Below are 25,502 nucleotides of genomic sequence, written 5' to 3'. Positions count from 1 at the left end.
CCCGTGTTTGGGCCAAAGGATTTCAGCGGGCGGAAGTACGACGCCGATCCGTCAAGTATCGGGCGATGCTTGCGCGTCGGGCGCCTGACGGGGCGCTGTGGTCGCGAAGATTTTACTGGCCATCGGCCTGGATCGGGAGCAATTCAGCCACAATTCGCAATGGCTGCACGTCTGCCTACCGCTCCTTCTTTCATGCTTCCATTCCCTTATGCCGTCGAGCGCGGCGCTGGTCCGAAGACAATCGTCTTCCTGCACGGCTTCGGGGCCTGCCGTGAGATTTGGCGTGACGTCATGGCGTCGCTGGCGGCCGAAGCGAGAATGTTGGCTTACGATCTGCCGGGCCATGGGCAGTCCCTGAAATGCGAAGGCATGGGCGGTGCCAAGCCGGCCGCGCAGGCTATTCTGGCCGATCTGGCGGAGCGAGGGTTGAGCAAGGTTCATCTCGTCGGTCACTCCATGGGCGGCGCGATCGCGACATTGATGGCGCTTGCCGATCCCGATCGGGTAGCCTCGCTCACTCTGTTGGCACCCGGCGGTTTCGGCCCGGAAATCAACGCGGCCTTGCTGCGCCGCTATGCCGCCGCAACTGGTAGGAAAGGGATTCGGGCCTGCCTTGCAGCCATGTCGGGCCCGTGCAGTGTGCCGCCTGACCATGCGGTCGATGCAATCTGCCGGATGCGCAAACGGCCGGGCCAGTTGCAGACGCTGACCGACATGGCGGCGGCGATGACCAGGGATGACCGGCAAGGCGTTATTCCCGAGGCGCAACTGGATGCGCTCGACATGCCCGTGATGGTTGTCTGGGGAGCGGAGGATCCGCTCCTACCCGTCGTGCAGACCGAGGCTCTGCCGCCGCATTTCCATCTGCATCATGTTCTTGACGCTGGTCATATGCTGGTCGAGGAGACCCCGGCCCTGGTTGCCGAGATCGTGCGTCGCAACACGCGACGGCGCGCCAGACGGTTGCATCCGCCGCTGGGCGCCGCGGCGAGCTGATGCTGAGTACACTGCCGGGGTCGGCTCTCGCGGACCGACCTCGAAAGCATCCGAAACGCGCTTCATGCGGACCGGAGCGGCCGCGCCGCTGGTCGTCGGCAGTGCATTTTGCCGGCGACTGTGTTAACTCGCTGTTAACCAACAACGAGGCAGCCGCCCATGAAGGATGCAGGCGACAAGACCACTCCGATAGAGCCATCGCGAAAACTCTCGGACGCCATACGCGACGTCAAGAACGCCTTCGCCGACCGTGATGATGTGGTCGTCGACATGCGCGAGGCCCACCGCATGCGACTTGATCTCTTGGCAACCGAGCTTGCGCCGGTCTTTGCCGATGTCCCGGCCGACATGGACAGCTTCGACTTCGCCGTCTCGTCAGGCTTGCAGCCGCGGCTATGGATCGATGCGGTGAGTCACGTCGCCATGGGACGCGACCGCCGTACCTACCGCTTCCTCAAGGATACGCGCGTCGGCCGTGTCGTGCTGGCCGAGACGACCGAGATGAAAGCCATCGCCGATTCGGTGACGCGCTACGTGGCCGAACGGGTCGTCGAGCGGCAGCATATGATGGAGGGCGGTATCGAGAGCGCCGTTCCCGGCCTGCATCGGCCCGTGGTGCCGGAAGCGGAGCCGCCCATTCAATCCGAAAGCCGCCTCAATGGCTGGACGACCTTCTTCGCCGGCCTCGGCCTGATTGCCGCCGGTGCGCTTGTCGGCTTGGCGGTTTCGCTGGCGATGTTTTGGGATCGCATCGTGCACATGAAGATCAGCTTCTGACGAGCTCGCGGTTCGCGGCCGGCACGTCGAGATCCACCGTTTGCAGATCCGAAGGCGGCAGCGCCGGCCCGGTCAGGCCACGCCGCGTCAAGCGCACGCGCCAAGCGCCCTTTTCGCCATCGATCTCGAACAGATTGTACTGAGCGGCCGGATGCTTGCCGCCCGGCGCCTGGCCCGCAGCGGCAACCCCGACGACGGGCACTTTGGCGCCACGTGCGCCGATGACGAACAATGACGGCAGATGCGAATGGCCGTGCAGGACGAGCTCCGCGCCATGCCGGCGAATGACCTTGTGAAAACGGGCGATGCCGAACAGCCGCTTATGTTGCTGGACGGCGCCGCGCACCGGCGGATGGTGGATCATGATGGCGCGGAACAGCCCTTGTTTCGCCGCGTCGTCGAGAACCTTGCCGAGCCGCTCGGCCTGCCCTTCCATGAAGAAACCGTTGGCCATAAAGGGCGCCGTGGCGCGCGCCGTGGTGACGCCGATCAGCGCGACATTGCCGCGCACGCGCAGATACGGAAAGGAATTGCGGTCGATCGGAGTGTTGACGCCGTCGCCCGTCATCCAGGGAGCCCACGCCCGGCAGACCTTGTCGAAGGCGCCTGGCACATAGGCGTCATGATTGCCTGGCACCACGGAAACGTCATGCGGCGATCCAAGCGTCTCCAGCCAGTGTTTCGCCATCTCGATCTCGCCGTCGAGCGCCAGGTTGACGAGGTCTCCGGTGACGGCGAGATGGTCCGGCGCGTTCGCCTTTATGTCGGCGACGAGAGTGTCGATGACGGCGTCATGCATGTGGCGGCGCCGGTTGCGCTGCCAGTTGACATAGCCCAGCACCCGCTTGGACGCGAGGTCGCGATAGGTTACATCGGGCAGCGGTCCCAGATGAGCGTCGGAAATATGCGCGAGCCTGAACATGGTCTCTTCTTAAGCGACGCTGGCAGAGCTTTCCACTCACCCTTTGCTGTTCGCCCAAGTGGGTTCCGAAAAAGTGTCCCACGGTCTTGCGGCCAGAACCTGCGAAAAACACGGAAAGCCAAGCAGATGTTCGTGGGACGACCCACGAACATCTGCTTCGGGATCGTGGAATGAACCGCCGCGCCGATCCGGAAGAGACATTCCGGCAGACCGGTTGGCCGGGATTGCGGGCAAGGCTGTTCCATTTTTACTTCCTGCTGCGCCGGCCCATGACGCTTGGCGTGCGCGGGCTGGTTTACGATCGCGCCTCCAACTCCGTCTTCCTGATCCGTCACACCTATGTTCCAGGATGGCAGCTCCCGGGCGGCGGCGTCGAGATCGGAGAGACGCTCGAGGAAGCGCTGGCGCGCGAGCTGGCCGAGGAAGGCAACATCGCCCTGACGGCTCCGCCGGTGCTGAAGTCGATGCATTTCAATCGCCGCGCCAGCAAGCGCGACCATGTCGGCCTTTATCTGATCGAAGCTTTCAGCCAGACGGCGCCGAAACGGCCGGACCATGAGATCGCCGAAGCAGGCTTCTTCCCGATCGACCGCTTGCCCGAGGGCACGACGCCGGCGACGCTCCGGCGGATAAAAGAGATTTTCGGCGGCGAGCGTATCTCGGCTTACTGGTAGTCACGCCGCCTTCCTGAACCTGTTCCGGTCATGCGGCGCGGCGTAGTCGAGTTCCGGCCCCGCCGGGACGATCCCCGTCGGGTTGATCGATTTGTGGCTGCCGTAATAATGCGCCTTGATGTGATTCAGGTTGACCGTGCTCGAGACGCCGGGCACCTGATAGAGATCGCGCAGATAGTTCGACAGGTTCGGATAGTCGGCGATGCGGCGCAAATTGCATTTGAAGTGGCCGACATAGACCGGATCGAAACGGACCAGCGTCGTGAACAGCCGCCAGTCGGCCTCGGTGATCTGCTCGCCGGTCAGATAGCGCTGCCTAGAAAGACGCTCCTCGATTGCATCGAGCGCCGAGAACAGTTCGCCGAACGCTTCCTCATAGGCTTTCTGCGTGGTGGCAAAGCCGGCGCGATAGACGCCGTTGTTGATCGCCGGATAGACGAGCGCATTGATCCTGTCGATCTCCGCGCGCCGCGCTGCGGGATAGAAGTCGAGACCCGCATCGCCCCATTCATCGAAGGCGGAATTGAGCATCCGGATGATCTCGGAGGACTCGTTGTTGACGATCGTCTTTTCTTGCTTGTCCCACAGAACCGGCACCGTCACGCGGCCTGAATAGGCCGGATCGGCTTTGGTATAGATCTGGTGCAGGAAATCGAAGCTGTAGAGCGTGTCTCCGGTGGCGCCGTCCTCGGCCTTGAAGGTCCAGCCGTTTTCACCCATGAAATGGTGCACCACCGAGACGGAGATGACGCCCTCCAGTCGCTTCAGGGCACGGAAGATCAGCGTACGGTGCGCCCAGGGGCAGGCGAGCGACACATAGAGATGATAGCGGCCGGGTTCCGCCTTGAAGCCGCGCGGGCGCCCTTCCGCCGGCCTGCCGTCGCGTGTGATCCAGTCGCGCCATTGCGACTCCGTCCGCACGAACCGCCCATCGCTGCCGGTCCTGGGCGAGCGATCCTGCCATTTGCCTTCGATCAGCAGTCCCATGCGAAAAATCTCCCTGTAGCTCAGCCATATCTAGACCGATAACCCGACTGGCGAAGCCTTCGGGCACTGAACAGTTCGTCAAACGACGAACTGTTCGTTAAACAACGAACCGGATCGCCAACTGGAGCAGAGAAAGGCAAAGGGCACCGATTGCAGCGACACCAAATTGATGCTAGCGGAGGCGCCCATGTTCGACTTTGCCTCGATCCGGTTCGACCGACGACGAAAGGGCGTCCGCGCTTAAGAAGCGCTGACTGGCGAATGCTGCCGCTTTTGCAGCAAACCTTCCTCGTATACCGGAACGCAAAGACCATGAGCCTTGCCGACGTGAAATACCTGCCGGAAACCCCGGCGCATGATGCCGAAATCGAAGCCATCAACGACGAGGCCTTCGGCCCCGGTCGTTTCGTTCTTGCCGCCTACAAAATCCGCGAGGCCGGCGGGCACGACCGCTCGATGTCCTTTGTCGCCGTCAAGGACGATACGGTGATCGCTTCGGTGCGCATGACGCGCGTGGCCGCGGGCGCCGGTCGCGCCATGATGCTCGGCCCGCTTGCGGTGCGGCCCGCCTTCAAGAATCTCGGCATCGGCCGCAAGCTGGTCGCGATCGCGCTGGAAGCGGCCAGGAAGGCCGGCGCGCCTGCCGTCATTCTGGTCGGCGACGAACCCTACTATGGACCGCTCGGCTTCAAGCGCTTTCCGCGCGGACAGATCACCATGCCGCGCCCGGTCGATCTCGACCGGCTGCTGCATCACGAGATCAAGCCGGGCGCAATCGCCCGTTTTGCCGGCGATGTCTGTCACGCCAACACGGCAAGGGTTGCGGAATTTGCCCCGGCCGCGGCGCGTTCGGCCGCCAGTGCGCAGCCGTCGATCGACCCACCTATCGCGGTTGCGCCTCCTTTGCGCGCTTCGTAGCATAATCGGAATCCTGGGAGGCTTGCATGAACCCGAACGGCCAGATCGCGATCGTCACCGGCGGCGGGTCGGGCCTTGGCGAGGCAACCGCGCGCGCCTTGGCGGCCAAGGGCGCCTGCGTTGCCATCCTCGACGTCGGCATCGAGCGCGCCGCGAAAGTCGCGGCCGACATCGGCGGCATCACCGTCCAATGCGATGTCAGCAGCGGCGACAGCGCCACGGCCGCAATCGCCGAAGTCGCTGAAAAGCTTGGGCCGCCGCGCATTCTGATCAATTGCGCGGGCATCGCCATCGGCGTGAAGACGATCGGCAAGGACGGACCGCATCCGCTCGACCAGTATCGCAGGGTGATCGAGATCAACCTGATCGGCACCTTCAACATGATCCGCCTCGTCGCCGACCGGGCGGCGAAACTCGACCCGCTCGCCGGCGGCGAGCGCGGCGTCATCGTCAACACCGCCTCCGTCGCCGCTTATGACGGCCAGATCGGGCAGGCCGCCTACGCGGCATCCAAGGGCGGCGTCGTCGGCATGACCCTGCCTGTGGCGCGCGACCTGGCGCGGTCCGGCATCCGCGTCTGCACCATCGCGCCCGGCATCTTCAAGACGCCGATGATGGCCGGCATGCCGCAGGAGGTGCAGGATTCGCTCGGCGCCTCCGTCCCGTTCCCGCCCCGGCTCGGCGAGCCGTCTGAATATGCGGCGCTTGCCCTCCACATCGTCGAGAACCAGATGCTGAACGGCGAGACCATCCGCCTCGATGGCGCTATCCGCATGGCGCCGAAATAAGCGGGATGGTTGGCTCGCCGACACGCGCCGGTGCCTCTCCCGAAAAGACCGGCCCGCTCGCCGGCCTGAAAGTGATCGAGATGGCCGGGCTTGGTCCGGTGCCGTTTGCCGCCCTGATGCTGTCCGAGATGGGCGCCGGGGTTCTGCGCATCGAACGCGCCGACTCCGGCCAGCCGCTACTGAGCCTGCCGGAAGAATACGATCTCGACCGCCACGGCCGCTCCATCCTCAAGCTCGACCTGAAGCGTCCGGCGGACGCGGAACTGCTGCTGCGCCTTGTGGCAAAGGCCGACATCCTCGTCGAAGGCTTCCGCCCCGGCGTGATGGAGCGGCTCGGCCTCGGGCCCGATGTCGTTCTCCGGCGCAATCCGGCGCTGATCTATGGCCGCTTGACCGGTTTCGGTCAGGACGGTCCGCTATCCGCGCGAGCCGGGCACGACATCACCTATCTCGCCTATGCGGGCCTCTTGCATGCTCTCGGCAGGCAGGGCGCGCCACCGGTGCCGCCGCTCAACCTCATCGCGGATCAAGGCGGCGGCGCCATGATGCTGATTGCAGGCGTGCTCGCCGCCCTGTTTCAGCGTTCCGTGACGGGCAAGGGCCAGGTAATCGACGCCTCGATGATCGAGGGAGCCTCGATGCTCGCAGCACCCATCCACGCCTATATGGCGGCGGGTCTGTGGAGCGACAGGCGCGGCGAGAACCTGCTCGATTCCGGAGCGCCGTTCTACGATACCTATGAGACGGCGGACGCAAGGCACATTGCCGTCGGCTGCCTCGAACCGCGCTTCTTCGCCGAATTCGCCAGGCTGCTGCCGCTCGACAATCATTTCGTCGGCAGCCAGTATGACAAGTCGTCCTGGCCCGTGATGCGCGCCGCCATTGCCGGTCGGATCAAGACGAGGACGCGCGACGAATGGGCCGCGCTTTTCGCCGCGACCGACGCCTGCGTGGCGCCCGTGCTGTCCCTGGCCGAAGCCAGGGACCACCCGCACAATCGCGCCAGGCAAAGCTTCGTGACGTCGGGTAGACTCGAGCGCCCGGCACCCGCGCCGCGTTTTTCGCAAAACCCGCAGACGCTTGCCACAGCGCCGGCAGCCGCCGATCGCCAGCCCGCGGGCATATTGGCCGGTTTCGGTTTGAGCGAGGAGGAGATCGGAGCCCTTGCAAAGACGGGTGTACTCGGCCGATAACCGGAGAATAGAGATCAACTTATCTCGGGTGAGCTTGTGACTGAATCGAAGAAAGACGTCATCCGCGAGACCGACGCCGAGGCGGTCAGGCTGGCGAAAACCCTGATCCGCTCGGCGCGTTTCGGCGCGCTCGCCGCGATCGAGCCTGGCACCGGCGCGCCGCTGGCGAGCAGGGTTGGCGTTGCAACCGATATCGACGGCGCGCCGCTGATCCTGATTTCGATGCTGTCCGCGCACACCGGTGCGTTGCTCGCCGATCCGCGCTGTTCGCTGCTGCTTGGCGAGCCCGGCAGGGGCGATCCGCTGGCGCATCCGCGCATCAGCTTGGCGTGCCGCGCCTTGCGACTGGAGCGGGGATCGGCCGATCAGATCCGAGCCGAACGGCGCTACCTCAACCGCAATCCGAAGGCGAAGCTTTACGCCGGGCTCGGCGATTTCTCGTTCTTCCGGCTCGAGCCCAAGCGCGCGAGCCTGAACGGCGGCTTCGGCAAGGCCTTTCTTCTCGACCGCGACGATTTCATCACCGGCGCCGCCCTTGCCGAGGAGTTCGCCGGCAGCGAGCAGGCGGCACTCGATCACATGAACGCCGATCATCGCGACGCGCTTGCCCTTTATGCCCGCCATTTCGGCCGTGCCGAGGGCGACGGCTGGATCGCCACCGGCTTCGACCCTGACGGCATGGACCTCGCCGCCCCGGACGCGACCTGCAGGATTTTCTTTCCCCAGCCTCTGCAAAGCGCGCGCGAATTGCGTTCGGCGCTTGTCGAGATGGCAAAGGCGGGGCGCGCGGCGGAGCAAGAGCGATAGTTGATCGCGAGCCGGCGAAAGCAACGCTTGAGATTTAGATAAAATGATCTACCCTCGTTGTGACGCTGATTCAGCAGCGCCCATCGACATCTGAACATTGTGGATTCAGGCGCCATTGCCCCCTGGCGCCAGGATGATCCAGGACCCTTGGGGGATCTATGATCTCAAATAAGCTAATCGCCAATGCGGAATCGGCGGCCGCCTTTCTCACTCTCATGGGCAACGAAAAGCGCTTGCTGATCGCGGCCCATCTGATCGATAACGAAATGTCGGTCGGCGCCATCGCCGAGAAGGTGCAACTCAGCCAATCCGCGCTGTCGCAGCATCTCGCCAAGCTGAGGGCACTCGATCTCGTCGAGACCCGGCGCGACCGCCAGATGATCTACTATTCCTGCAAATCCGAAGCGGTGCGCGAATTGCTGCGCATGCTGGAAGGAATTTTCGGCGAAGGCGATCTTTCACAGATGGCCTACCGGTTACGCCGCGCCGGGGCTTGACCCGCGGTTCCAGTCGCTCATACCTCGCCGACCACTCCTCGGCGAGGCATGCATGAACCTCATCCCCATCGACGATCCTCGGGATCCACGCGTCGCCGCCTATCTCGACATCCGCGAGCGCGATCTCGTCGGCCGGCAGGGGCGCTTCATCGCCGAAGGCAAGGTGGTGCTGGACCTCCTGTTGTCGACCGGGCGCTTCGCCGCCGAGTCTGCCCTTATCCTCGAAAACAGGCTGGCTGGCGTCCAGGAGATCCTGCACAAGGCGCCGCCGGATTTTCCGGTCTATGTTGCCGCCGGTGAGGTCATGGACCGGATCGCCGGCTTCCACATGCACCGCGGCATCCTGGCGATCGGCATGCGCGGCGCGCCGGCGCCCGCCGAAATTCTGGTGGAAACCTTGCCTCGGCGGGCGTTGGCCGTCATCCTGGTCGGCATATCCAACCACGACAATATCGGGGCGATCTTCCGCAATGCCGCGGCCTTCGGCGCGGACGCCGTCCTGCTTGACCAGACCTGCTGCGATCCGCTCTACCGTAAGGCAATCCGTGTTTCGGTCGGCGCGGCGCTGAAGGTTCCCTTCGGCTCCTTCGGCGATAGCGGAGCCTTCATCGCAACCCTCGATCGGCTTGGCTTCAGCCAGTTCGCCCTGTCGCCGCACGGCGCAACCGACATCCGCGCCGCGCCACGTTCGGCCAGGCTGGCGCTCTATCTTGGCACCGAGGGCGAAGGCCTGCCGCGGGACCTGCTTACCCGGCTGCACACGGTCAGGATCGGCATGGCGGAAGGTTTCGACAGCCTGAACGTCGCCGCCGCGTCGGCAATAGCGCTGCATCACTTTTCCGACCGGTAGCCGCAGAACGACCTGGGGGCGCCCTGCGATCGTCTTTTCTCAGTTGGACGTGCCGGCCTTTTGCAAAGCCCTCACGCGGTCGGCAAGGCTGATGCCGCGCCCATTCTGCTGCCCCTCGCCCGCCAGCGCCTTGGCGATAGGGGAATCCGGCCCGTCGAGCTTCATCGTCAGGTTGACGACCTCGGCCGCCAGTTCGTTCATCTGTTCGCGAAGACCGGCGCTCGAGCGTGCGTCGCCCGCTGATTCCGGCATTGCCGTCCCCGAGGCGGCAAGATCGGTTTTCAGCCGCTTGTTCTCACGCGCCAGCGCCGTCAGTCTTGCCTCCAGCCGTTCCCGGTCGCCCTCGAGCTTGGCGATTGCCTTATCGACGTCGTCATTTTTCGCATCCGAGCCGGCAGCCAGTTGGGCGACGCCGTTCGCGGCGGCGGTTTGCTTCGAACGTTCCCGCATTCGAGCAAGGTCCTTCTCGCGCCGGTCGAGCTTTTCCTCGCGGTCGGCAAGTGTGGCGAGCAGCCGCTCCACCTTCTTCTCGAGCTCGGCCGTTTTCTTCTTCTCGACCTTCAACGCTTCGCGCGCGGCCTTGCTTTCCGAGGCGATCTCCTGGTTGCGCCGGTCCGCCTCCCTGCGCTGGCCTTTGAGCAGCGCGATGTCGCTGGCGAGCTTTTCCAGCTCCGATTCGCGCGCGACCAGCTCGATCTGGCGGTTCGAGGACGAGAAGCTGGCGTCGTCATACATCTGTTCGAGCTTCTGCAGCTCCAGCGCGCGCTTCTCCAATGCCCGCTCCGTCTGTGCGAGCTTTTCCGACAGGCGGTGCAATTCTTCCTCGCGCTGCCGGAGCTCCGCATTTTTGGCCTGCAGATCGGAGAGGGCCTGGTTCTTGTCCTTCGTTTCGACCGCGAGCCCCTTCAAGGCCTCTCGCCCGCGACCGATCTGGACCATCTGTTCGGCCACCTTCTCCTGCAGGTTCTTGACGGTTATCTCCAGCCGGCGCGTCGTCATGGCATATTCCGCACGGACCCGGTCCTTGTCCGCCTGGATCTCGGCGGGCGTCAGCGGCAACGAAGCCTCGATACGCCTGCGCGTCAGGACAACGGCCCGCCGCCAGACCGCCGGCGCGATCAGCGACACCAGAAAAACGGCGCAGAGAAAACCAAGTACGAAGAATAGGACCGACTGGACCAAGGCGTGCTATCCACTTTACGGGCGGCGATCGTGGCGTTGTGCCATCTTGGCATGGCGGAAATTCAACGCCGCGGCAAGAGCTTGCCGCGGCGCGACCAGCACTGTCCGAGCGATTGTAGCCAGCGCAAGATCAGAACGGGTTCCAGGTCGGCCTTTCGGTAAGCTTCAGGTAGCCAAGATTGACCCCGAGACGGGCACCGACACCGGTGCGGATCGGCACGATCAGCACCCGGTTGGACTGCAACACGTTGAAGCCGACGCCCGCAATGACATAGGCGGAACCGGCAACGCCGCCGAACCGGTTATAGAGGCTGCTGATGTCGTCGAGATTGTAGACCAGCATCATCACTCGCGATCCCGCGCCGCCGAAATCCCAGCCGAGCGACGGACCTTGCCAGAACACCTTATGGTCGCCGGCGTTCTTGGTGTAGAGCGTCCCCTCGCCATAGGTCAGGCCGCCAATCAGGGCGCCGGATCCTTCTTCGCCGAGCAGGTAGCCGTTGGGCAGGCCGTAGGAGGCAAAGATCTTCTCGACGACGGTGGCCAGGCCGCCGGACGTCTCGCCGAAGAATTTATGACCGGAATCGACGATTTCCTGAGCGGTGTACTGCTGAGCCCGCGACGCTGAGGTCGAAAGGACCAAAGCCGCCAGGAGTGTGATGGTCATGGTGAGGACACGGACGAACGTCCGGTCATAGTATCGGGAAAACATGCTTCCAAATCTCCGTCAGGGAGCACTTTCGCCGACGCCTCGCACCCCTACGGCTCTTGCCGGCCGTTCAGGGTGGCTATCACAGGCAAATTATGCCGTAATCCTTTTTCAACCATTAAGCTCCCACACGAAGATGGCGGTTCGAAGGCTGCGCCTGCGCCTGTGCGTCGGGGTTTCCCCCGCGAACACACCATTTTCACCGCCGACAATTTTGGATTTGTTGATGCGCGCTCGGGCCCTGTGTATTCAGAAAGCCTTGGAAAAGAGCGTGATTCGTGTGGGCAGGCGCGAAAACTGTCTCTCGGCCATGAACAAGTGACTTAAGCAGGGATTTCGCCGATGGCCGAGCTTTTCACCCTTTCCGCGCCTGATCTCGCCGCGCTGCTTTGCAGCCGCGTCTGCCACGACATTATTTCGCCGGTCGGCGCAATCAACAACGGCCTCGAATTGCTCGACGAAGGCGGCGCCGACGAAGACGCCATGAAGCTTATCCGCCAGAGCGCCAAGAATGCCTCGGCGCGGCTGCAGTTTGCCCGCATCGCCTTCGGCGCCGCGGGTTCCGCCGGCATGATGATCGACACCGGCGATGCCGAGGCCGTGGCCATCGCCTTCTTGAGGAACGAAAAGCCGGAACTGGTTTGGAACGGCTCCCGGGCGCTGCTGCCCAAGAACAAGGTCAAGCTGCTGCTCAACCTCATTCTCGTCGCCAACGCGGCCATACCGCGCGGCGGCAAGCTGGTGATCACGCTGGAGAATCTCGAAACCGAGCCGCGTTTTTCGCTGTCCGCCAGCGGCCCGATGTTGCGCGTGCCGCCGAAATTCCTCGAACTGCATTCCGGCCATAAGCCGGAGGAGCCGATCGACGCCCATTCGGTCCAGCCTTACTACACGCTGCTTCTGGCGCGTGAGGCGAATATGACGATCTCGATCCATGCGACGGCCGACGAGATCGTGCTGACGGCCGCATAAGAAAAGCCGAAGTATTTTTGCCGCTAGTATTTGTGCTGGCAATGCAGGTCGAGCATGCCTGCCGCAATTCATTTGTAACGTCGCCGCGGGCCAAACCGCGCGGTATGTCTGTTTGGAAAAACTTTACCCAACGGCTTTTCGGCTTCTTTACCAGATTGGGCCTATGGTTCTTTCGGTTGCCCGGAGGTTGCCGGTTCGGCAGATGGCAAAGAGGACCCGGATATGAAGCGCTGCCTGTTCGTCGATGATTCGAGCGTCATCAGGAAGGTCGCAAAACGCATCCTTGGCGGCTCGGACATGATTGTCGTCGAGGCGTCGACCGGGGTCGAGGCTGCCGACATCTGCGCCGACGACATGCCGGATGTGATTGTCATCGATGGCGGGCTGACCGACATCCAGGCGGTCGACCTCATTCGCCGCATTCGCGCCATCGAAGCTCCCGTCAAGCCGCAGATCCTGGTCTCGCTGGTCGAGGTGGACGTCGCAGCGATCATGCGCGCCAAGCGCGCCGGCGCTCAAGGCTATCTGCTGAAGCCCTTCAACCGCGCGCAACTGCTCGAAAGCTTCCGTTTCCTCAAGATCGCCGCCTGATTCGCGGCAATCGATCCAACAAAAAACCCGGCCGGAGCCGGGTTTCTCGTTTAAATCCCTGGGTCGCCTACGCGCTGACGCGGATATCTTCCGGCTCGCGCAGCACATAGCCGCGGCCCCAAACCGTCTCGATGTAGTTCTGGCCTCCGGACGCCGCGTCGAGCTTCTTGCGCAGCTTGCAAATGAAGACGTCGATGATCTTCAGCTCCGGCTCGTCCATGCCGCCATAGAGATGGTTGAGGAACATTTCCTTGGTAAGCGTGGTGCCCTTGCGCAGCGAGAGCAGCTCCAGCATTTGATATTCCTTACCGGTCAGGTGCACGCGCTGGCCACCGACCTCGACCGTCTTGGCGTCGAGATTGACCACCAGGTCGCCGGTGGTGATGACCGACTGGGCATGGCCCTTGGAGCGGCGCACGATCGCATGGATGCGCGCCACCAGCTCGTCCTTGTGGAAGGGCTTGGTCATGTAGTCGTCGGCGCCGAAACCGAGGCCGCGCACCTTGTCCTCGATGCCGGCCATGCCGGAGAGGATCAGGATCGGCGTCTTGACCTTGGAGAGGCGCAGCGTGCGCAGGACTTCATAGCCCGACATGTCGGGAAGATTGAGATCCAGAAGGATGATGTCGTAATCGTAGAGCTTGCCGAGATCGACACCTTCTTCGCCGAGATCGGTCGTATAGACGTTGAAGCTCTCCGATTTGAGCATCAACTCGATGCTTTGTGCGGTTGCACTGTCATCTTCAATCAGCAGAACACGCATTTCATTCCCCTTTTCTGCTGCCGGACCATCTCACGACCCGTCCGGGACCCGGAGCAGTGATTGCCTGAACAGAAGGTGCCACCGACTGGTTAACAAATCCTAATTTCGTGTCATCCACGATACCAGATTTTTTAACCCCTTTCTACACCCACTTGAATCTAATAACGAATCACAGACCCAAACCGCTAATGCACCACATTAATAAGTCAGCCTAAGTGACTCTAGAGACTCGTCGGCCCGGGCTTCCGCCGCAGCCGGAATTTTTACCCGGCCTTAAGTCCTCGCCCGTATGATTAACAATGCCCGTAAACGAATGGTTACCGCCGGCAAAAATCTTTAGGGCTTTGTTTCCCATAGCCCAGGGAAAGCCGGGGGAAACGGGCGGCGCTTGGGTCGTTCCGGGCGGACTGGACGGTATGCAGGTGTGCGTTTGCGGAGTATCGAGTCATGAAGTCACGTGAAAACCTCGTTCGGCTGAAGCAGTTTCAGGTGAATGAGAAGCGGCGGCAGCTCTTGCAACTGGACATGATGATCGCCGAGTTCGAGCGCATGGCCGTCGAGTTGGAAGCGCAGATCATCGCCGAAGAGAAAAAAGCCGGCATCACCGACATCAACCATTTCGCCTATCCGACCTTCGCCAAAGCGGCGCGCCTGCGCCGGGACAACCTCAGGAACTCACAAAACGACCTCGCCCAACAGCGAAGCACCGCCGAATCATTACTCGGCGAAGCTGAAGCGGAGCTGTCCAAGGCGGAGATGCTGGAATCGCGCGACACCAAGATCCGCGAGGCCGAAACAGGCGGCCGCAGCGCCATGATCGGCTGATCGCCGGGCATTTCGCACTTATGCCGGAGATCTGCCGGCATCTTTAGAACCGGCGATCGGCAGCAGGCGGCGGCGCCGGGCAATTCCAGGAAATGTGAACGGTTGGCCTGGTGTCGCTGCTCGCAGTCCCCGACGCCGTGAAGGCAAAGGCCAAGGAACGGAACGTCCGGGTCGAGCGTGTGTCGGTCGTGCCCGACCGGGAAGGCCTTGTCGAGCTTGCCGGGCTCGTCGATGCCGGAAAGCTCGCGCCCCATGTGGCGAAAGCCTTTCCGCTCGACCAGGCGGGGGCTGCGCACGCTTTGCTCGCCACATGGCCGATCGGCAAGGTCGTGCTGACGGTCTGAGGCTTTTGCATAAAACGAAAGGGCGCGGTGTTCCCGCGCCCCTTCGTTTTAAGTCTTCAGGCCTAGTGCCGGTATTGCTGGATTCGCGTGGTGCGCAGCCCGGCAAGGCCGTATTCGTCGATCGATGCCTGCCAGGAGAGAAATTCTTCGGTGGTGAGCTTGTAGCGCTGGCAGGCTTCCTCGAGGCTGAGCAGGCCGCCGCGCACCGCCGCGACCACTTCTGCCTTGCGCCGGATAACCCAGCGCCGCGTGTTCGTCGGTGGCAGATCGGCGATCGTAAGAGGGCTGCCGTCGGGCCCGATAACATACTTGACTCTAGGTCTAACCAGATCGGTCATCGTACTCTCTACTAAAAACTCAAAGACCCAATCCCCGCCACAGTACCGCCACAGCTTTAAAAATTGCCTAAGCGAACCCTAATCACTAGGTAAGGATCATGAACGCCCGGTTAGGATTTCGTTTAGAATTTGAAACACCGGCCTCCAGGCCCTGAAATTGCCGGTAATCTCGTCTTGGGCCGCAAGCTGGCGCGGACGTGGCGCTTGACCTATATTCCGGCCATTGGCATTGAGCGCCGCACAGTGAAAGCATCATGAACAGCCTCGATCTCCCTCGCCGCCCAGAAGAAACCCGCATCGTCGTCGCGATGTCGGGCGGTGTCGATTCGTCTGTCGTCGCAGGCATCCTGAAGCGCGAAGGCTATGACGTCGTCGGCGTGACGCTGCAGCTTTACGACCATGGCGCGGCCACCCACCGCGCGGGCTCCTGCTGCGCCGGCCAGGATATCGACGACGCCCGCCGCGTCTCCGAGACGCTCGGCATTCCGCATTACGTGCTCGACTATGAGGAGCGCTTCCGCAAGGCGGTCATCGATCCCTTCGCCGAGAGCTATGTCGCCGGCGAAACGCCCATCCCTTGCGTATCCTGCAACCAGACCGTGAAGTTCGCCGATCTTCTGGCGACGGCGCAGGATCTCGGCGCCGACGCCCTTGCCACCGGCCACTATATCCGCTCGCGAGCCAATGGCGCGCATCGCGCGCTCTACCGGCCGGTCGACGCCGACCGCGACCAGAGCTATTTCCTGTTCGCCACCACGCAGGCGCAGATCGATTACCTGCGCTTTCCCCTCGGCGGCCTGTCGAAGCCGCAGGTCCGCGCCATCGCCGAGGAGATGGGGCTCACCGTCGCCGCCAAGCAGGACAGCCAGGACATCTGCTTCGTGCCCCAGGGCAAGTATTCCGACATCATCGCCAAGCTGAAGCCGGCCGCGGCCAATCCCGGCGACATCGTCCATATCGACGGCCGCGTGCTCGGCCGCCATGAAGGCATCCTGCGCTATACGATCGGCCAGCGCCGCGGCATCGGCATCGCCTCCGGCGAGCCGCTCTATGTCGTTCACCTCGACGCCGACCGCGCGCGCGTCATCGTTGGCCCGCGCGAGGCGCTGGAGACGCACAAGATCTATCTGCGCAACATGAACTGGCTGGGCGACGGACCCCTGTCGGATGTTCCGGTCGGCGGGATCGAGCTTTTCGCCAAGGTCCGCTCCACCAGGCCGCCGCGTCCGGCCGTGCTGCATCACCGCGACGGCGTGACTTCCGTCGAGCTGGCCGACGGCGAATCGGGCATCGCCCCGGGGCAGGCCTGCGTGCTCTATTCCGACGACGGCAACGAGGCGCGGGTGTTCGGCGGGGGGTTCATCGAGCGCTCCGAGCGCGGCGCGGAAGCCGAGGCGATGCTGTCCAGGCTTGCCGCCAGGCCGGCGCAGATTCCCGCCGAATAATTCTCAGTCTGATTGCTTCACGCGGATGAGCCGGTGTGGACCACCGTGCCGGCGGTCAGGATGCGCAGCACCCGGATCGCTTCCTCGCCGTCGGTGCGCGGCTCGGCGCGCGTCTCGATGCATTGCATGAAATGGGCAAGCTCGCGCGTCAGCGGCATGCCCTCGCCGACGGCCACATAGGAAGGCTCGTTGGCGGTGAAGGCCCACTGGCCGCTGTCCTGCCACACCGCGTGGCGGTAGACGGCAAGCTTACGCTCCCAGGGCTCGACGTCGTCGAACACCGCCATCGCCTTGGTGCCGACGACCGTCAGCCGTCGCTCGCGATAGGGATTGAGGCGCGAGGCGAAGAGATGGCTGCGCAGGCCGTTCGGAAAACGCATATGCAGGTGCGCGAAGTCGCTGAGATTGTCGAGGAGTGCAGCCCCCTCGCCCCTCACCTCGATCGGCTCCGTGCCGGTGATGGCGAGGATCATCGACAAATCGTGCGGCGCAAGGTCCCAGAGCGCGTCGTTTTCGGTGTGGAACTTGCCGAGGCCGAGCCGGTGCGAGTGGATGTATCGCACCTCGCCGAGTTCGCCATTGTCGATCAGCGCCTTCAGCGTCTCGAAGGCGGGATGGAAGCGCAGCACATGGCCGACCATGAAAATGCGGCCATTGTCCTTTGCCGCCTTCACCGCGCGCTCGGCGTCGGCGACCGTGAGCGCGATCGGCTTTTCGACCAGCACGTCCTTGCCGCTTTCGACGGCGCGCACCGCTGTATCGGCATGGAATTGCGGCGGCAGCGCCATGACGATGGCGTCGACGTCGGTCCGCTCGAATAGCCTGTCCGGCTCGATCGCCAGGCAGTCCTGTTCGCTGGCGAAACCTTCGGCGCGGGCGCGGTTGACGTCGGAAACGGCATGCAGCGCGCCAAGCGCCTTGAGGGTGCGGATATGGTTGCTGCCCCAGTATCCGCAACCGAGGACGGCGATGCGCGGCTTCATTCGTTCAAACTCTAGAATTTTATGGCCGAGACATAGCGACGTGCCCCGCCGAACTCAACCCCGGGACATGCCCTGAGTGTCTGTCCGGCAAAGCTTTTCTGGGATGAGATTAGGCCGGCCGGATTATGCCGGCATGTCGGCCTTATCCAAGCTTGACAGCCTCACCCTCGCAACCTTATATCCGCGCGACCTCGGCGAACGCCTCGCGACGCCCGTCCATTCAGGACGGTTTTCCGGGCCGTTGCCACCCTGGCGGGGTAGCTCAGTTGGTTAGAGCACGGGAATCATAATCCTGGGGTCGGGGGTTCAAGTCCCTCCCCCGCTACCAGCCCTTGAGGGCATCCAAAACTCAATGAAATGATAGGCGGCTAGGCGTCGTGCCCCGACACGGCCCAATGCATCCCTTCCGGAGCCAAAGCGAGCTTAATTGAATTCGCTTTGGCGGCGGCCTATACGTCGCGGCCATGGAAACCATAGCCAACGCCCAGAAAAACATGATCCCGCTGTCCGCCAGCAAGCCTCATGCCGGACGGGCGGCGCCGTTCCTGCCGATGAGCCGCGCCGAAATGACGGCGCTCGGTTGGAACGAATGCGACATCGTGCTTGTCACCGGCGATGCCTATGTGGATCATCCGAGCTTCGGCATGGCGATCATCGGCCGCCTGCTCGAATCGCAAGGCTTCCGGGTCGGCATCATCTCGCAGCCCGATTGGCACTCGGCGGAGCCGTTCAAGGCGCTGGGCAGGCCCAGGCTGTTCTTCGGCGTCACCGGCGGCAACCTCGATTCCATGGTCAACCGCTATACCTCGGACCGCAAGCTGCGCCATGACGACGCCTATACGGCGGGCGGCGAGGGCGGCAAGCGGCCGGACCGCTGCACCATCGTCTATACGCAGCGCTGCCGCGAGGCTTACAAGGACGTGCCGGTGGTGCTGGGCGGCATCGAAGCCTCGCTGCGCCGCATCGCCCATTACGACTACTGGTCCGACAAGGTGCGCCGCTCGATCCTGGCCGATGCGAAGGCCGACCTTTTGATCTACGGCAATGCCGAGCGCGCCGTCGTCGAGGTGGCCAATCGGCTTGCCGCCGGCGAGACGCCACGCCAGCTCGACGCCATCAGAGGCGTCGCCCTGTTCCGGCGCGTGCCCGAACACTTCACGGAACTCAATGCCGACGATCTCGATTCCGCCGACGAGGGCGCGAGCCGCAAACCCGGCGACATCGTGATCCGGCTGCCGTCCTTCGAACAGGTCGAGAACGATCGCGATGCCTATGCCCGCGCCTCACGCGTGCTGCATCGCGAGGCCAACCCCGGCAATGCCCGCCCGCTCGTCCAGCGCCATGGCGACCGCGACCTGTGGCTCAATCCGCCGCCGATCCCGCTGACCTCCGAAGAGATGGACGCCGTCTACGACCTGCCCTATGCGCGCGCCCCGCACCCATCCTATGGCAATGCCAAGATCCCCGCCTGGGACATGATCAAGTTTTCGGTGACGGTGATGCGCGGCTGCTTCGGCGGCTGCACCTTCTGCTCGATCACCGAGCACGAAGGCCGCATCATCCAGAACCGCTCCGAGGGTTCGATCCTGCGCGAGATCGAGAAGATCCGCGACAAGACCCCGGGCTTTACCGGCGTGATCTCCGATATCGGCGGGCCGACCGCCAACATGTACCGGATGGCCTGCAAGGATCCCAAGATCGAGGCGGCCTGCCGCCTGCCGTCCTGCGTGTTTCCCGACATCTGCCCCAATCTCAACACCTCGCATGACGACCTGATCCGGCTCTACCGCAAGGTCCGCGAGGTCAAGGGCGTCAAGAAGGTCATGGTCGCCTCCGGCGTGCGTTACGACCTCGCCGTCAAGAGCCCCGAATATGTCAAGGAACTGGTGACCCACCATGTCGGCGGCTACCTCAAGATCGCGCCCGAGCACACCGAGCGCGGACCGCTCGACAAGATGATGAAGCCCGGCATCGGCACCTATGACCGCTTCAAGGAGATGTTCGACGCCGCGGCCAAGGAGGCCGGCAAGAAATACTATCTCATTCCGTATTTCATCGCCGCCCATCCCGGCACGACCGACGAGGACATGATGAACCTCGCGCTCTGGCTGAAGAAGAACCGCTACCGTGCCGACCAGGTGCAAACCTTCCTGCCTTCGCCCATGGCCACGGCGACGGCCATGTATCATACCGGCGTCAACACGCTGAAGGGCGTGCGGCGCGGTGCGACGGATAAGGTCGAGACCGTTCGCGGCGGGCGTCAGCGCCGGCTGCACAAGGCATTCCTGCGCTACCATGATCCCGACAATTGGCCGCTGCTGCGCGATGCGTTGAAGGAAATGGGGCGCGCCGACCTTATCGGCCCTCGCCCCGACCAGCTTGTGCCCGCCCACCAGCCGCCCGGAACCGGCAAGGCTGCCGCGACGAAGCGCCCCGTGCGGCCTATCGGCAGGGGGCAGAGGTTCACCACGAAGGGCGTGCCGTTTCCAAAGAAGTGAGCCGATAGGAGCTCGGGTCTCTCTGTAGCGCACCGTCAGCGGATTTGACTTGCAGGGTGGCGACCTGCGCCACAAGCAGATCCGAATCCGCCGGAAGCTTGGTGCCTCATTTCAGCCGTTGAGCTGAACGCAGACGCAGTCTGAAAGCAGACATAGCCGGAAGAGATGATGCGACACAGGCGGCAGCCAAGCAATTTCTTGGAAACATTCCTGCACCTGCTCGACGCCCGAGCGCTTGCGGCTTTTCGAACTTCAGCTCATGTTTAGACATAGAACTTGAACGGCTGGCGTTTCTCGCCCTTGGCCGACCCCATTGTCAGGACATCGCCCACCATCTTCGCAAAGCGAACCGTGACGGGCAGCCCGTCGTTGAAGTTGCAAGAGTTGTAGTTGATCTTGGTGAGACCCATGATGTCTTCCAGGACCGTGCCGATTTTCGGTTTGGATTTCTTGGACCGCATCACCGTGACGTGCAACGGATTGGGCGTCTCGTGCCCAATATAGGTGTCGAGTTGCGGCACGTAGCCTGTCGTCCACAGGTACGCCGTCTGATCGTCGAGTAAGAGCGCCGTGCCCCTCAGCACCGGATAGTCACCGTCGCGAAAGAGCTTCGTCTCGCCACCCGTGGGTCGGATCCTCACGCCAACGACATTTGTCTCCTTTGGCGCAGCCGCGACGAAGGCATTCCACTCTTCATCGTTGAAATAGGTTTGTCCGTGAATGAAGAGCTCCTTCGGGGGTCCGCCATGCTCTTCGCTGTAGGTTTTCAGCACGAGTTCAAGCAAGTCCTTAGCCGCCGGCGCCTTGAGATGATACTCATAGTCGCCGGTCTTCCAAGGACCATTGGCGCCGCGGAAAACGACTCCGTCACCCTCGTTGAGAAACATCTGAGCGGCGCAGCAGGCATGCCCGTCAGGATCGTTCGGCAGGCTCTTGTAGACCATGCCGATGTAGCAAACGCCGGGCCGCACGTCCGCCAACCGCCATGGCGGTTTCGGCTGCGTCTTATAGTAGAGCCCGGTGGCGAGATTCCATGCGACCGTTGCCGCGTCCTGCGTCTTGCGGATTGGGTAGTTTGCCTTGTTGAGGAAGGCGCTGGGCGCGAGCGTAGTCTCGCGCACCAGTTGCGTCGGCGCGATCCTCAGGAACTCGGCCTTGATCCTGCGATGGAAGTCGGGGACATCCTCGAAGATCGCCTCGTCAGACTGATCGATTGCGCCCATCAAGGACAACAGTGGCAGGTTTTCTTTCGTCTTCTGCCGCTTCTTGAAGTCGCCCAACTCCATGGCAAGGCCGGTGCGCTTAGATTGCGGCCGGCAGCGCTCATAGACGATGTCCGGCAGAACAAGTACCCAGACGTCGATTGATCGCTCGTCGTTGCGGCGATGCTGCTCGACACGATCGATATAGAGGCGGGCGACCTTGTCGACCGCCTCATTGAGATTGAAAATGCGAGTGGCGCGCTCAATATCCTTCAGCTGGATCGACAGCGCACTGCATTCATCCGGATCGAACGATATCCCGAAGGCCTCCTCGATCCCGGGGAAATTCGCCAGATGCAGGCGATCGGCCTTCTCACCCCTTCCCGGCGGCGGAACCGGAACGACGGACTTCAGCTTGCGCGCCCACGTGCGAAAATGCGCAATGCCGTCGCTGGTGCCGACCACCCCGACACGGATTTCGCGCGTTCTCTTCGCCTTAGCGTGAGGTCCATACAGGAACAAACCGTCCTTCGGGTGAGGACTGCGCTGTGCGTAGGCGAATTCCAGAAGCGGCTCATTGAAGTGCTCAACCTGGAGCGATTTCTCAGGAAATTTCATTCGTCGGCCTCGTCATCGTTGTCCGGGCGACCCAACGTGCTGATGTCGGCTTCTTCTTCCTCAGCATCAAGAACATCGGGGAGTACTGTGCTCACCGGCGACGTAAACAGCATCGGCGCCGCCTCGATCACCAGCTCGGCGTCTTGAGCAAGCGCCAGGCGGATATTCGCGCTGTCGCCGGACAGTAGCTCAAGGAAAGCAAGCAAGCGGCCGTGCCATTGCTTGTTGCGCCATCCCTTGCAGATGCTGCGTCGCAGGCGATGCAGCTTCTTGGGATCGTCGATATCGAGCCCGGCCGGCGTGTTGTCGTCTAGGGAGAACAACACCCGCGCCTTTATCTTCAGATGCCAGAACGGCCAGAAATAGGGCATCGCGGTGACGCCGAACTGCCAGATATGTCCCTTGGCTGCGTTGCGCAGCATCGAGGACCGCTGATCCCCCTGCCTGCCCCACGGAATGCGTTGGCCGGTCCGCACCTGCGTAGCCGATGCATGGAAGCCGACAGCGTTGGAATAGTGATATTCGACGAAGCCTCGTTCCCTGCAGAACGAGGACCACGCCTGCTTGATCATCGCAATGACCAGGTTCGATGCGACCTGTTGCTCGATGCCAAGCTCTGGGAAACCGCTGTCGACGAACTGCAGCAACGGGATTTTGTGCTTCATCTGAAAACGGCCGGCCGCTGCGAACGCGATGTTGACCTCGGTCTGGTCCGCAAAGGTGATGAAGCCAGCGCCCTGCAGGGTGCATGGATACTTGAACTGCTCAATCGCTCGATCAAGCAACCGGCTGTCGATTGCTCCAGTGCTCTCGTAATAGCGAATGACGTCGGGCGCCTCCGCCGCGCGCAGCCAGTTTGATGTCAAGCGTTCAGCCTCGCCGACGAGCGGCACAGCGCCACGCCGGCGGAAGATTTCCCAGTTCGGATCGATCCCGGCAGGACCGCAGGATCGCGGAACCTTCTGCCTCTGCAGTGCGTCAAGCAGGCTGGCGACGCCTTCCCCCCAACCGCGCACGAAATCAACCGGCATCGCGTCGCCGAGACCTTTGACCTTCTTCCCCTGCTCAAGTCGAAGCGGGATGATGAAGCGCGGATCGTCGATTTCCTTCGCGACTTCCAGCGCAATGTCGAGGTCGTCCTGCACGTTCTGGTCGGCGAGGGTCGCATCGCGCCAGACAAGGAGTACTTTCGCCGCACGGCACTGCAGCGCCTGGTTCATCTGCCGCCGTAATTTGTCGCCCGGCTGCAGCGTCAGGATATCGGCGAAAACGCGATAGCCCTCGGCCTCGAGCTTGGGGCCCAGCCAAAGCGCAAATTCGTCGTCGATCGGCGTGGACTTGAGTAGAAAGATCGTGTCGCGCATCGCTGGTGCGGCACCCGCAGCAGGCCCGGTCCCTGGCACCGGCGGCAGCAGATTGGCGAGGACGGGAGGTACCGGCCCCGGCTTTCCAAGTGCTTCTTCGAATGCTTCCTTGATCACCGACTTCAGAACGGGCGTGCTTTGCGCCCAGAGTTTCTGATGAGCTCTCTCAATCTCCGGATATTTGCGCAGCAGAGCATTGAGATCGCCAGGCCCGAATATGTCGCCGGGACCTTGCAGCGCAGGCCCGACGATCTCCGCCAATGCCGTTTTGTTTTTTGGCGTGAGCGAAGCCGACGTAACGAGGATATAGCGCGAGGATGCCAGACTATCGATGGCCATGCGCTCGCTCTTCATCTTTGATTTCAACGCCGAGAAACCCGATCGGTGATAGTGCTTTGCCTGCAGCACAATATCTCCCTCGGCGAGAGCGTATCGCCCGTCCATCGCGTCGTCCGGTCCCTCGGGAAAGGCCTCGAAACGCTTGCCAATCTCGCGGCCTACGAGGTCGCGGGCCAAGTCTTCAAACTCGTTATGAGACAAACTCGAGAAATCATAAGCCATGCGCCCAGCTTGACTGCCCGTTTCCTGGGCAGTCAAGCAACCGAGAGCACAATTGCGTCGCGCCTAAGCCTTACCAACAAAAAGATAACATGCTTTCTCAGGCAATGCGGTGAAACAGCCAAGCTCACCTCGAAAAACGTTTCTCAACCGAATCATGCGCCTGACTACAGTGCCTGCCTGATGTAGTGGGCAAATCGATATTCGTCTGCAGTCCGGCGATGTAATCAGGGGTCGTCAACGACGTTGATTGGAGCCAATCGTCGATGGTCCGTTGGCGGCGCCTTACGAAACATCTCCCGCCAAGAGTAGCCGCTCCACTCCCGACCCCATTCGGTCATTCAAAAATGGATCGCGGATGGCTATGGGCGGCCTCGCCTGGAGGCGCAGCCTCTCGCTGCATGACGGCGGCAAAGAAGCCGTCGGTATCATTGCGGGCGGGCGTCAGCGACAGATAGTCCAGGTGAGACGAATTCGTCAGTTGCGGCGCGGCCTGGTTGAGCGGCACGGCCCGAAAAGCGGAATGCCTCGCCAGGAAAATGGCCACCTGCTCCTCATTCTCCTCGGGCAGCATGGAGCATGTCGCGTAGACCAGCCGCCCGCCGGGCTTCACCAGACGCGCCGCGCTCGCCAGAATCCGGGCTTGCAACGACATGAGATTGTCCAGACCCTGTTCCTCCGGCGCCCGCCAGCGTGCATCGGGATTACGTCGCCAGGTGCCGGTGCCGCTGCATGGCGCGTCCACCAGAACGCGATCGAAACCGCCCTTGTGGCGCTTGATCCAGCGATCCGTCTCGCTGGTCAGAAGCCGCGTCTCGATATTGTGCAATCCTGCCTGCCGGAAGCGCTCGGCGCCGCGCTTCAAGCGGCCCTCCATGACGTCGCAGGCGACAATGTGGCCCTTGTTGTTCATCTGCGCGGCGATGGCCAGCGTCTTGCCTCCGGCCCCGGCACAGAAATCGACCACGCGCTCGCCCGGCCGGGCATCGACCAGCATGGCGACGAGCTGCGAGCCCTCGTCCTGGATCTCGACCTCACCGGTTCTGAGCATCGGCAGGCTCGCCAGCGAGGGACGTTCATGCACACGAATGCCGTAAGGAGCCATGGCCGAGGCCTCCGCCCGCAAGCCAACGTCTTTCAACGCGCGAAGCATGGCCTCGCGTGTCGACTTGATCGGATTGACGCGCAGATCAAGCGGCGCCGAGGTCAGAAGCGCGGCCATCTCCTGCCTGAACGCTTCCTTGAAACGGCGCCGCAGGGGATCGGCTGCCCAGGACGGGCATTCAAGGCGCACTTCTTCCGGCATGCCGGGATGGTCGATCGTGCCTCCCTGCAATTTGACCAGCAGCGCGTGCTCGTGATCCTTCAGGATGGCGGGCGCGGATTTCGCGCCATTGAACAAGCGCTTGATCTGATCGGGCGCCTTGCTTTCCTTCAGCGTCAACCATGCAAGCAGCCGGTTGCGGGGCCTATCATCGCGCCCGTGCCTCGCCAGCCACCACCCAAGCCGTGCATGATGTCTGAGAAGTGCATAGAGCAAGTCCAGCATCTGACCACGGTCGCTGTCGCCGATATAGCGCCTGGCCCGAAACCAGGCCGAGACGACAGCATCCGCGGGACGCGGAACGCTATCGACTTCATGCATAAGTTCGATTGCGGCTTGCAGGCGGGCGGCAGGGGTCACGGAACGGCGATCAGGCT

25 protein-coding genes and 1 tRNA gene are annotated in these 25,502 nt (G+C 62.7%); 16 read left to right on the top strand and 10 right to left on the bottom strand.

The window, feature by feature from the left end; genetic code table 11:
* Positions 1-192: 192 nt before the first annotated feature.
* Complete coding sequence (locus tag P9273_RS13000) at positions 193-996, top strand: alpha/beta fold hydrolase (protein WP_278049522.1); 804 nt, start codon at positions 193-195, stop codon at positions 994-996.
* 159 nt (positions 997-1,155) lie between these two features.
* Complete coding sequence (locus tag P9273_RS12995; protein ID WP_278049277.1) at positions 1,156-1,773, top strand: hypothetical protein; 618 nt, start codon at positions 1,156-1,158, stop codon at positions 1,771-1,773.
* Here P9273_RS12995 and P9273_RS12990 read toward each other — a convergent pair.
* Complete coding sequence (locus tag P9273_RS12990) at positions 1,763-2,695, bottom strand: metallophosphoesterase family protein (protein WP_278049276.1); 933 nt, start codon at positions 2,693-2,695, stop codon at positions 1,763-1,765. The two genes, P9273_RS12995 and P9273_RS12990, sit on opposite strands and share 11 nt — an antisense overlap.
* Before the next feature lie 170 nt (positions 2,696-2,865).
* Between P9273_RS12990 and P9273_RS12985 the strand changes: the two genes are divergently transcribed.
* Positions 2,866-3,369, top strand: a complete 504-nt coding sequence (locus P9273_RS12985) for an NUDIX domain-containing protein (protein ID WP_278049275.1) — start codon at positions 2,866-2,868, stop codon at positions 3,367-3,369.
* Here the strand turns inward: P9273_RS12985 and P9273_RS12980 are convergent, their stop codons facing one another.
* Positions 3,370-4,356: a glutathione S-transferase family protein gene (locus P9273_RS12980; RefSeq protein ID WP_278049274.1), complete on the bottom strand. Its 987-nt coding sequence runs from the start codon at positions 4,354-4,356 to the stop codon at positions 3,370-3,372. It lies immediately after the preceding gene.
* Between the two features lie 312 nt (positions 4,357-4,668).
* Between P9273_RS12980 and P9273_RS12975 the strand changes: the two genes are divergently transcribed.
* The 6 genes from P9273_RS12975 (at position 4,669) to P9273_RS12950 (ending at position 9,409) form a co-directional block, all read left to right on the top strand.
* Complete coding sequence (locus P9273_RS12975) at positions 4,669-5,274, top strand: GNAT family N-acetyltransferase (RefSeq protein WP_278049273.1); 606 nt, start codon at positions 4,669-4,671, stop codon at positions 5,272-5,274.
* A gap of 26 nt (positions 5,275-5,300) precedes the next feature.
* Positions 5,301-6,062 carry a 3-hydroxyacyl-CoA dehydrogenase gene (locus tag P9273_RS12970; protein ID WP_278049272.1) on the top strand — a complete coding sequence of 254 codons (762 nt, stop codon included), beginning with the start codon at positions 5,301-5,303 and terminating at the stop codon, positions 6,060-6,062.
* A gap of 5 nt (positions 6,063-6,067) precedes the next feature.
* Positions 6,068-7,255, top strand: coding sequence for a CaiB/BaiF CoA transferase family protein (locus P9273_RS12965; RefSeq protein ID WP_278049271.1), 1,188 nt, complete (start codon positions 6,068-6,070; stop codon positions 7,253-7,255).
* 36 nt (positions 7,256-7,291) lie between these two features.
* Entirely contained in the window at positions 7,292-8,062 is a 771-nt protein-coding gene (locus tag P9273_RS12960; RefSeq protein ID WP_278049270.1) for a HugZ family pyridoxamine 5'-phosphate oxidase, read from the top strand.
* Between the two features lie 158 nt (positions 8,063-8,220).
* Entirely contained in the window at positions 8,221-8,559 is a 339-nt protein-coding gene (locus tag P9273_RS12955) for an ArsR/SmtB family transcription factor (RefSeq protein ID WP_278049269.1), read from the top strand.
* Positions 8,560-8,611: 52 nt separating this feature from the next.
* Complete coding sequence (locus P9273_RS12950; RefSeq protein WP_278049268.1) at positions 8,612-9,409, top strand: TrmH family RNA methyltransferase; 798 nt, start codon at positions 8,612-8,614, stop codon at positions 9,407-9,409.
* 39 nt (positions 9,410-9,448) lie between these two features.
* On the opposite strand, the gene P9273_RS12945 is transcribed toward P9273_RS12950, so the two are convergent.
* Both P9273_RS12945 and P9273_RS12940 read right to left on the bottom strand, forming a co-directional pair.
* Positions 9,449-10,591 (bottom strand): hypothetical protein, encoded by a 1,143-nt coding sequence (locus tag P9273_RS12945; RefSeq protein WP_278049267.1) that lies wholly within the window; start codon positions 10,589-10,591, stop codon positions 9,449-9,451.
* Positions 10,592-10,721: 130 nt separating this feature from the next.
* Positions 10,722-11,258 (bottom strand): DUF1134 domain-containing protein, encoded by a 537-nt coding sequence (locus P9273_RS12940; protein ID WP_278049521.1) that lies wholly within the window; start codon positions 11,256-11,258, stop codon positions 10,722-10,724.
* A 384-nt stretch (positions 11,259-11,642) separates the two neighbouring features.
* Here P9273_RS12940 and chpT point away from each other — a divergent pair, with 384 nt between their 5' ends.
* On the top strand, positions 11,643-12,272 hold the full coding sequence (gene chpT / locus P9273_RS12935; protein WP_278049266.1) for a histidine phosphotransferase ChpT: 630 nt from the start codon (positions 11,643-11,645) through the stop codon (positions 12,270-12,272).
* A 222-nt stretch (positions 12,273-12,494) separates the two neighbouring features.
* Positions 12,495-12,863 carry a response regulator gene (locus P9273_RS12930; protein WP_040997008.1) on the top strand — a complete coding sequence of 123 codons (369 nt, stop codon included), beginning with the start codon at positions 12,495-12,497 and terminating at the stop codon, positions 12,861-12,863.
* 67 nt (positions 12,864-12,930) lie between these two features.
* Here the strand turns inward: P9273_RS12930 and ctrA are convergent, their stop codons facing one another.
* Positions 12,931-13,626: a response regulator transcription factor CtrA gene (gene ctrA / locus P9273_RS12925; protein ID WP_006203583.1), complete on the bottom strand. Its 696-nt coding sequence runs from the start codon at positions 13,624-13,626 to the stop codon at positions 12,931-12,933.
* Between the two features lie 447 nt (positions 13,627-14,073).
* Here ctrA and P9273_RS12920 point away from each other — a divergent pair, with 447 nt between their 5' ends.
* Both P9273_RS12920 and P9273_RS12915 read left to right on the top strand, forming a co-directional pair.
* Positions 14,074-14,451, top strand: a complete 378-nt coding sequence (locus P9273_RS12920) for a flagellar export protein FliJ (protein ID WP_040997010.1) — start codon at positions 14,074-14,076, stop codon at positions 14,449-14,451.
* Between the two features lie 110 nt (positions 14,452-14,561).
* Positions 14,562-14,795, top strand: a complete 234-nt coding sequence (locus P9273_RS12915) for a zinc-binding dehydrogenase (protein WP_278049262.1) — start codon at positions 14,562-14,564, stop codon at positions 14,793-14,795.
* A gap of 62 nt (positions 14,796-14,857) precedes the next feature.
* Here the strand turns inward: P9273_RS12915 and sciP are convergent, their stop codons facing one another.
* On the bottom strand, positions 14,858-15,133 hold the full coding sequence (sciP, locus tag P9273_RS12910; RefSeq protein ID WP_006203587.1) for a CtrA inhibitor SciP: 276 nt from the start codon (positions 15,131-15,133) through the stop codon (positions 14,858-14,860).
* Positions 15,134-15,387: 254 nt separating this feature from the next.
* On the opposite strand from sciP, the gene mnmA reads away from it, so the two are divergent.
* Positions 15,388-16,578, top strand: a complete 1,191-nt coding sequence (gene mnmA / locus P9273_RS12905; protein WP_278049253.1) for a tRNA 2-thiouridine(34) synthase MnmA — start codon at positions 15,388-15,390, stop codon at positions 16,576-16,578.
* A gap of 17 nt (positions 16,579-16,595) precedes the next feature.
* Here the strand turns inward: mnmA and P9273_RS12900 are convergent, their stop codons facing one another.
* Positions 16,596-17,561 carry a Gfo/Idh/MocA family protein gene (locus P9273_RS12900; protein WP_278049252.1) on the bottom strand — a complete coding sequence of 322 codons (966 nt, stop codon included), beginning with the start codon at positions 17,559-17,561 and terminating at the stop codon, positions 16,596-16,598.
* 251 nt (positions 17,562-17,812) lie between these two features.
* On the opposite strand from P9273_RS12900, the gene P9273_RS12895 reads away from it, so the two are divergent.
* Together P9273_RS12895 and P9273_RS12890 are read left to right on the top strand one after the other, a co-directional pair.
* Positions 17,813-17,889: transfer RNA gene (locus P9273_RS12895), tRNA-Met, on the top strand.
* Between the two features lie 166 nt (positions 17,890-18,055).
* Complete coding sequence (locus P9273_RS12890; protein WP_442920218.1) at positions 18,056-20,059, top strand: YgiQ family radical SAM protein; 2,004 nt, start codon at positions 18,056-18,058, stop codon at positions 20,057-20,059.
* A 263-nt stretch (positions 20,060-20,322) separates the two neighbouring features.
* Here the strand turns inward: P9273_RS12890 and P9273_RS12885 are convergent, their stop codons facing one another.
* The 3 genes from P9273_RS12885 to P9273_RS12875 form a co-directional block, all read right to left on the bottom strand.
* A complete protein-coding gene (locus P9273_RS12885) occupies positions 20,323-21,879 on the bottom strand; it encodes an argonaute/piwi family protein (RefSeq protein WP_278049250.1) in 1,557 nt (518 codons plus the stop codon).
* Positions 21,876-23,804 (bottom strand): toll/interleukin-1 receptor domain-containing protein, encoded by a 1,929-nt coding sequence (locus P9273_RS12880; RefSeq protein WP_278049249.1) that lies wholly within the window; start codon positions 23,802-23,804, stop codon positions 21,876-21,878. Before P9273_RS12880 ends, P9273_RS12885 begins: the two co-directional genes overlap by 4 nt.
* A 334-nt stretch (positions 23,805-24,138) precedes the next feature.
* Positions 24,139-25,446, bottom strand: a complete 1,308-nt coding sequence (locus P9273_RS12875) for an RsmB/NOP family class I SAM-dependent RNA methyltransferase (protein WP_278049248.1) — start codon at positions 25,444-25,446, stop codon at positions 24,139-24,141.
* Positions 25,447-25,502 lie beyond the last annotated feature (56 nt).

Origin of the sequence: Mesorhizobium sp. WSM4935, from assembly GCF_029625735.1 — a bacterium.
Taxonomy (GTDB): domain Bacteria; phylum Pseudomonadota; class Alphaproteobacteria; order Rhizobiales; family Rhizobiaceae; genus Mesorhizobium.
The sequence above is the reverse complement of the archived record's forward strand: the minus strand, read 5'-3'. Positions and strand labels throughout refer to the sequence as shown.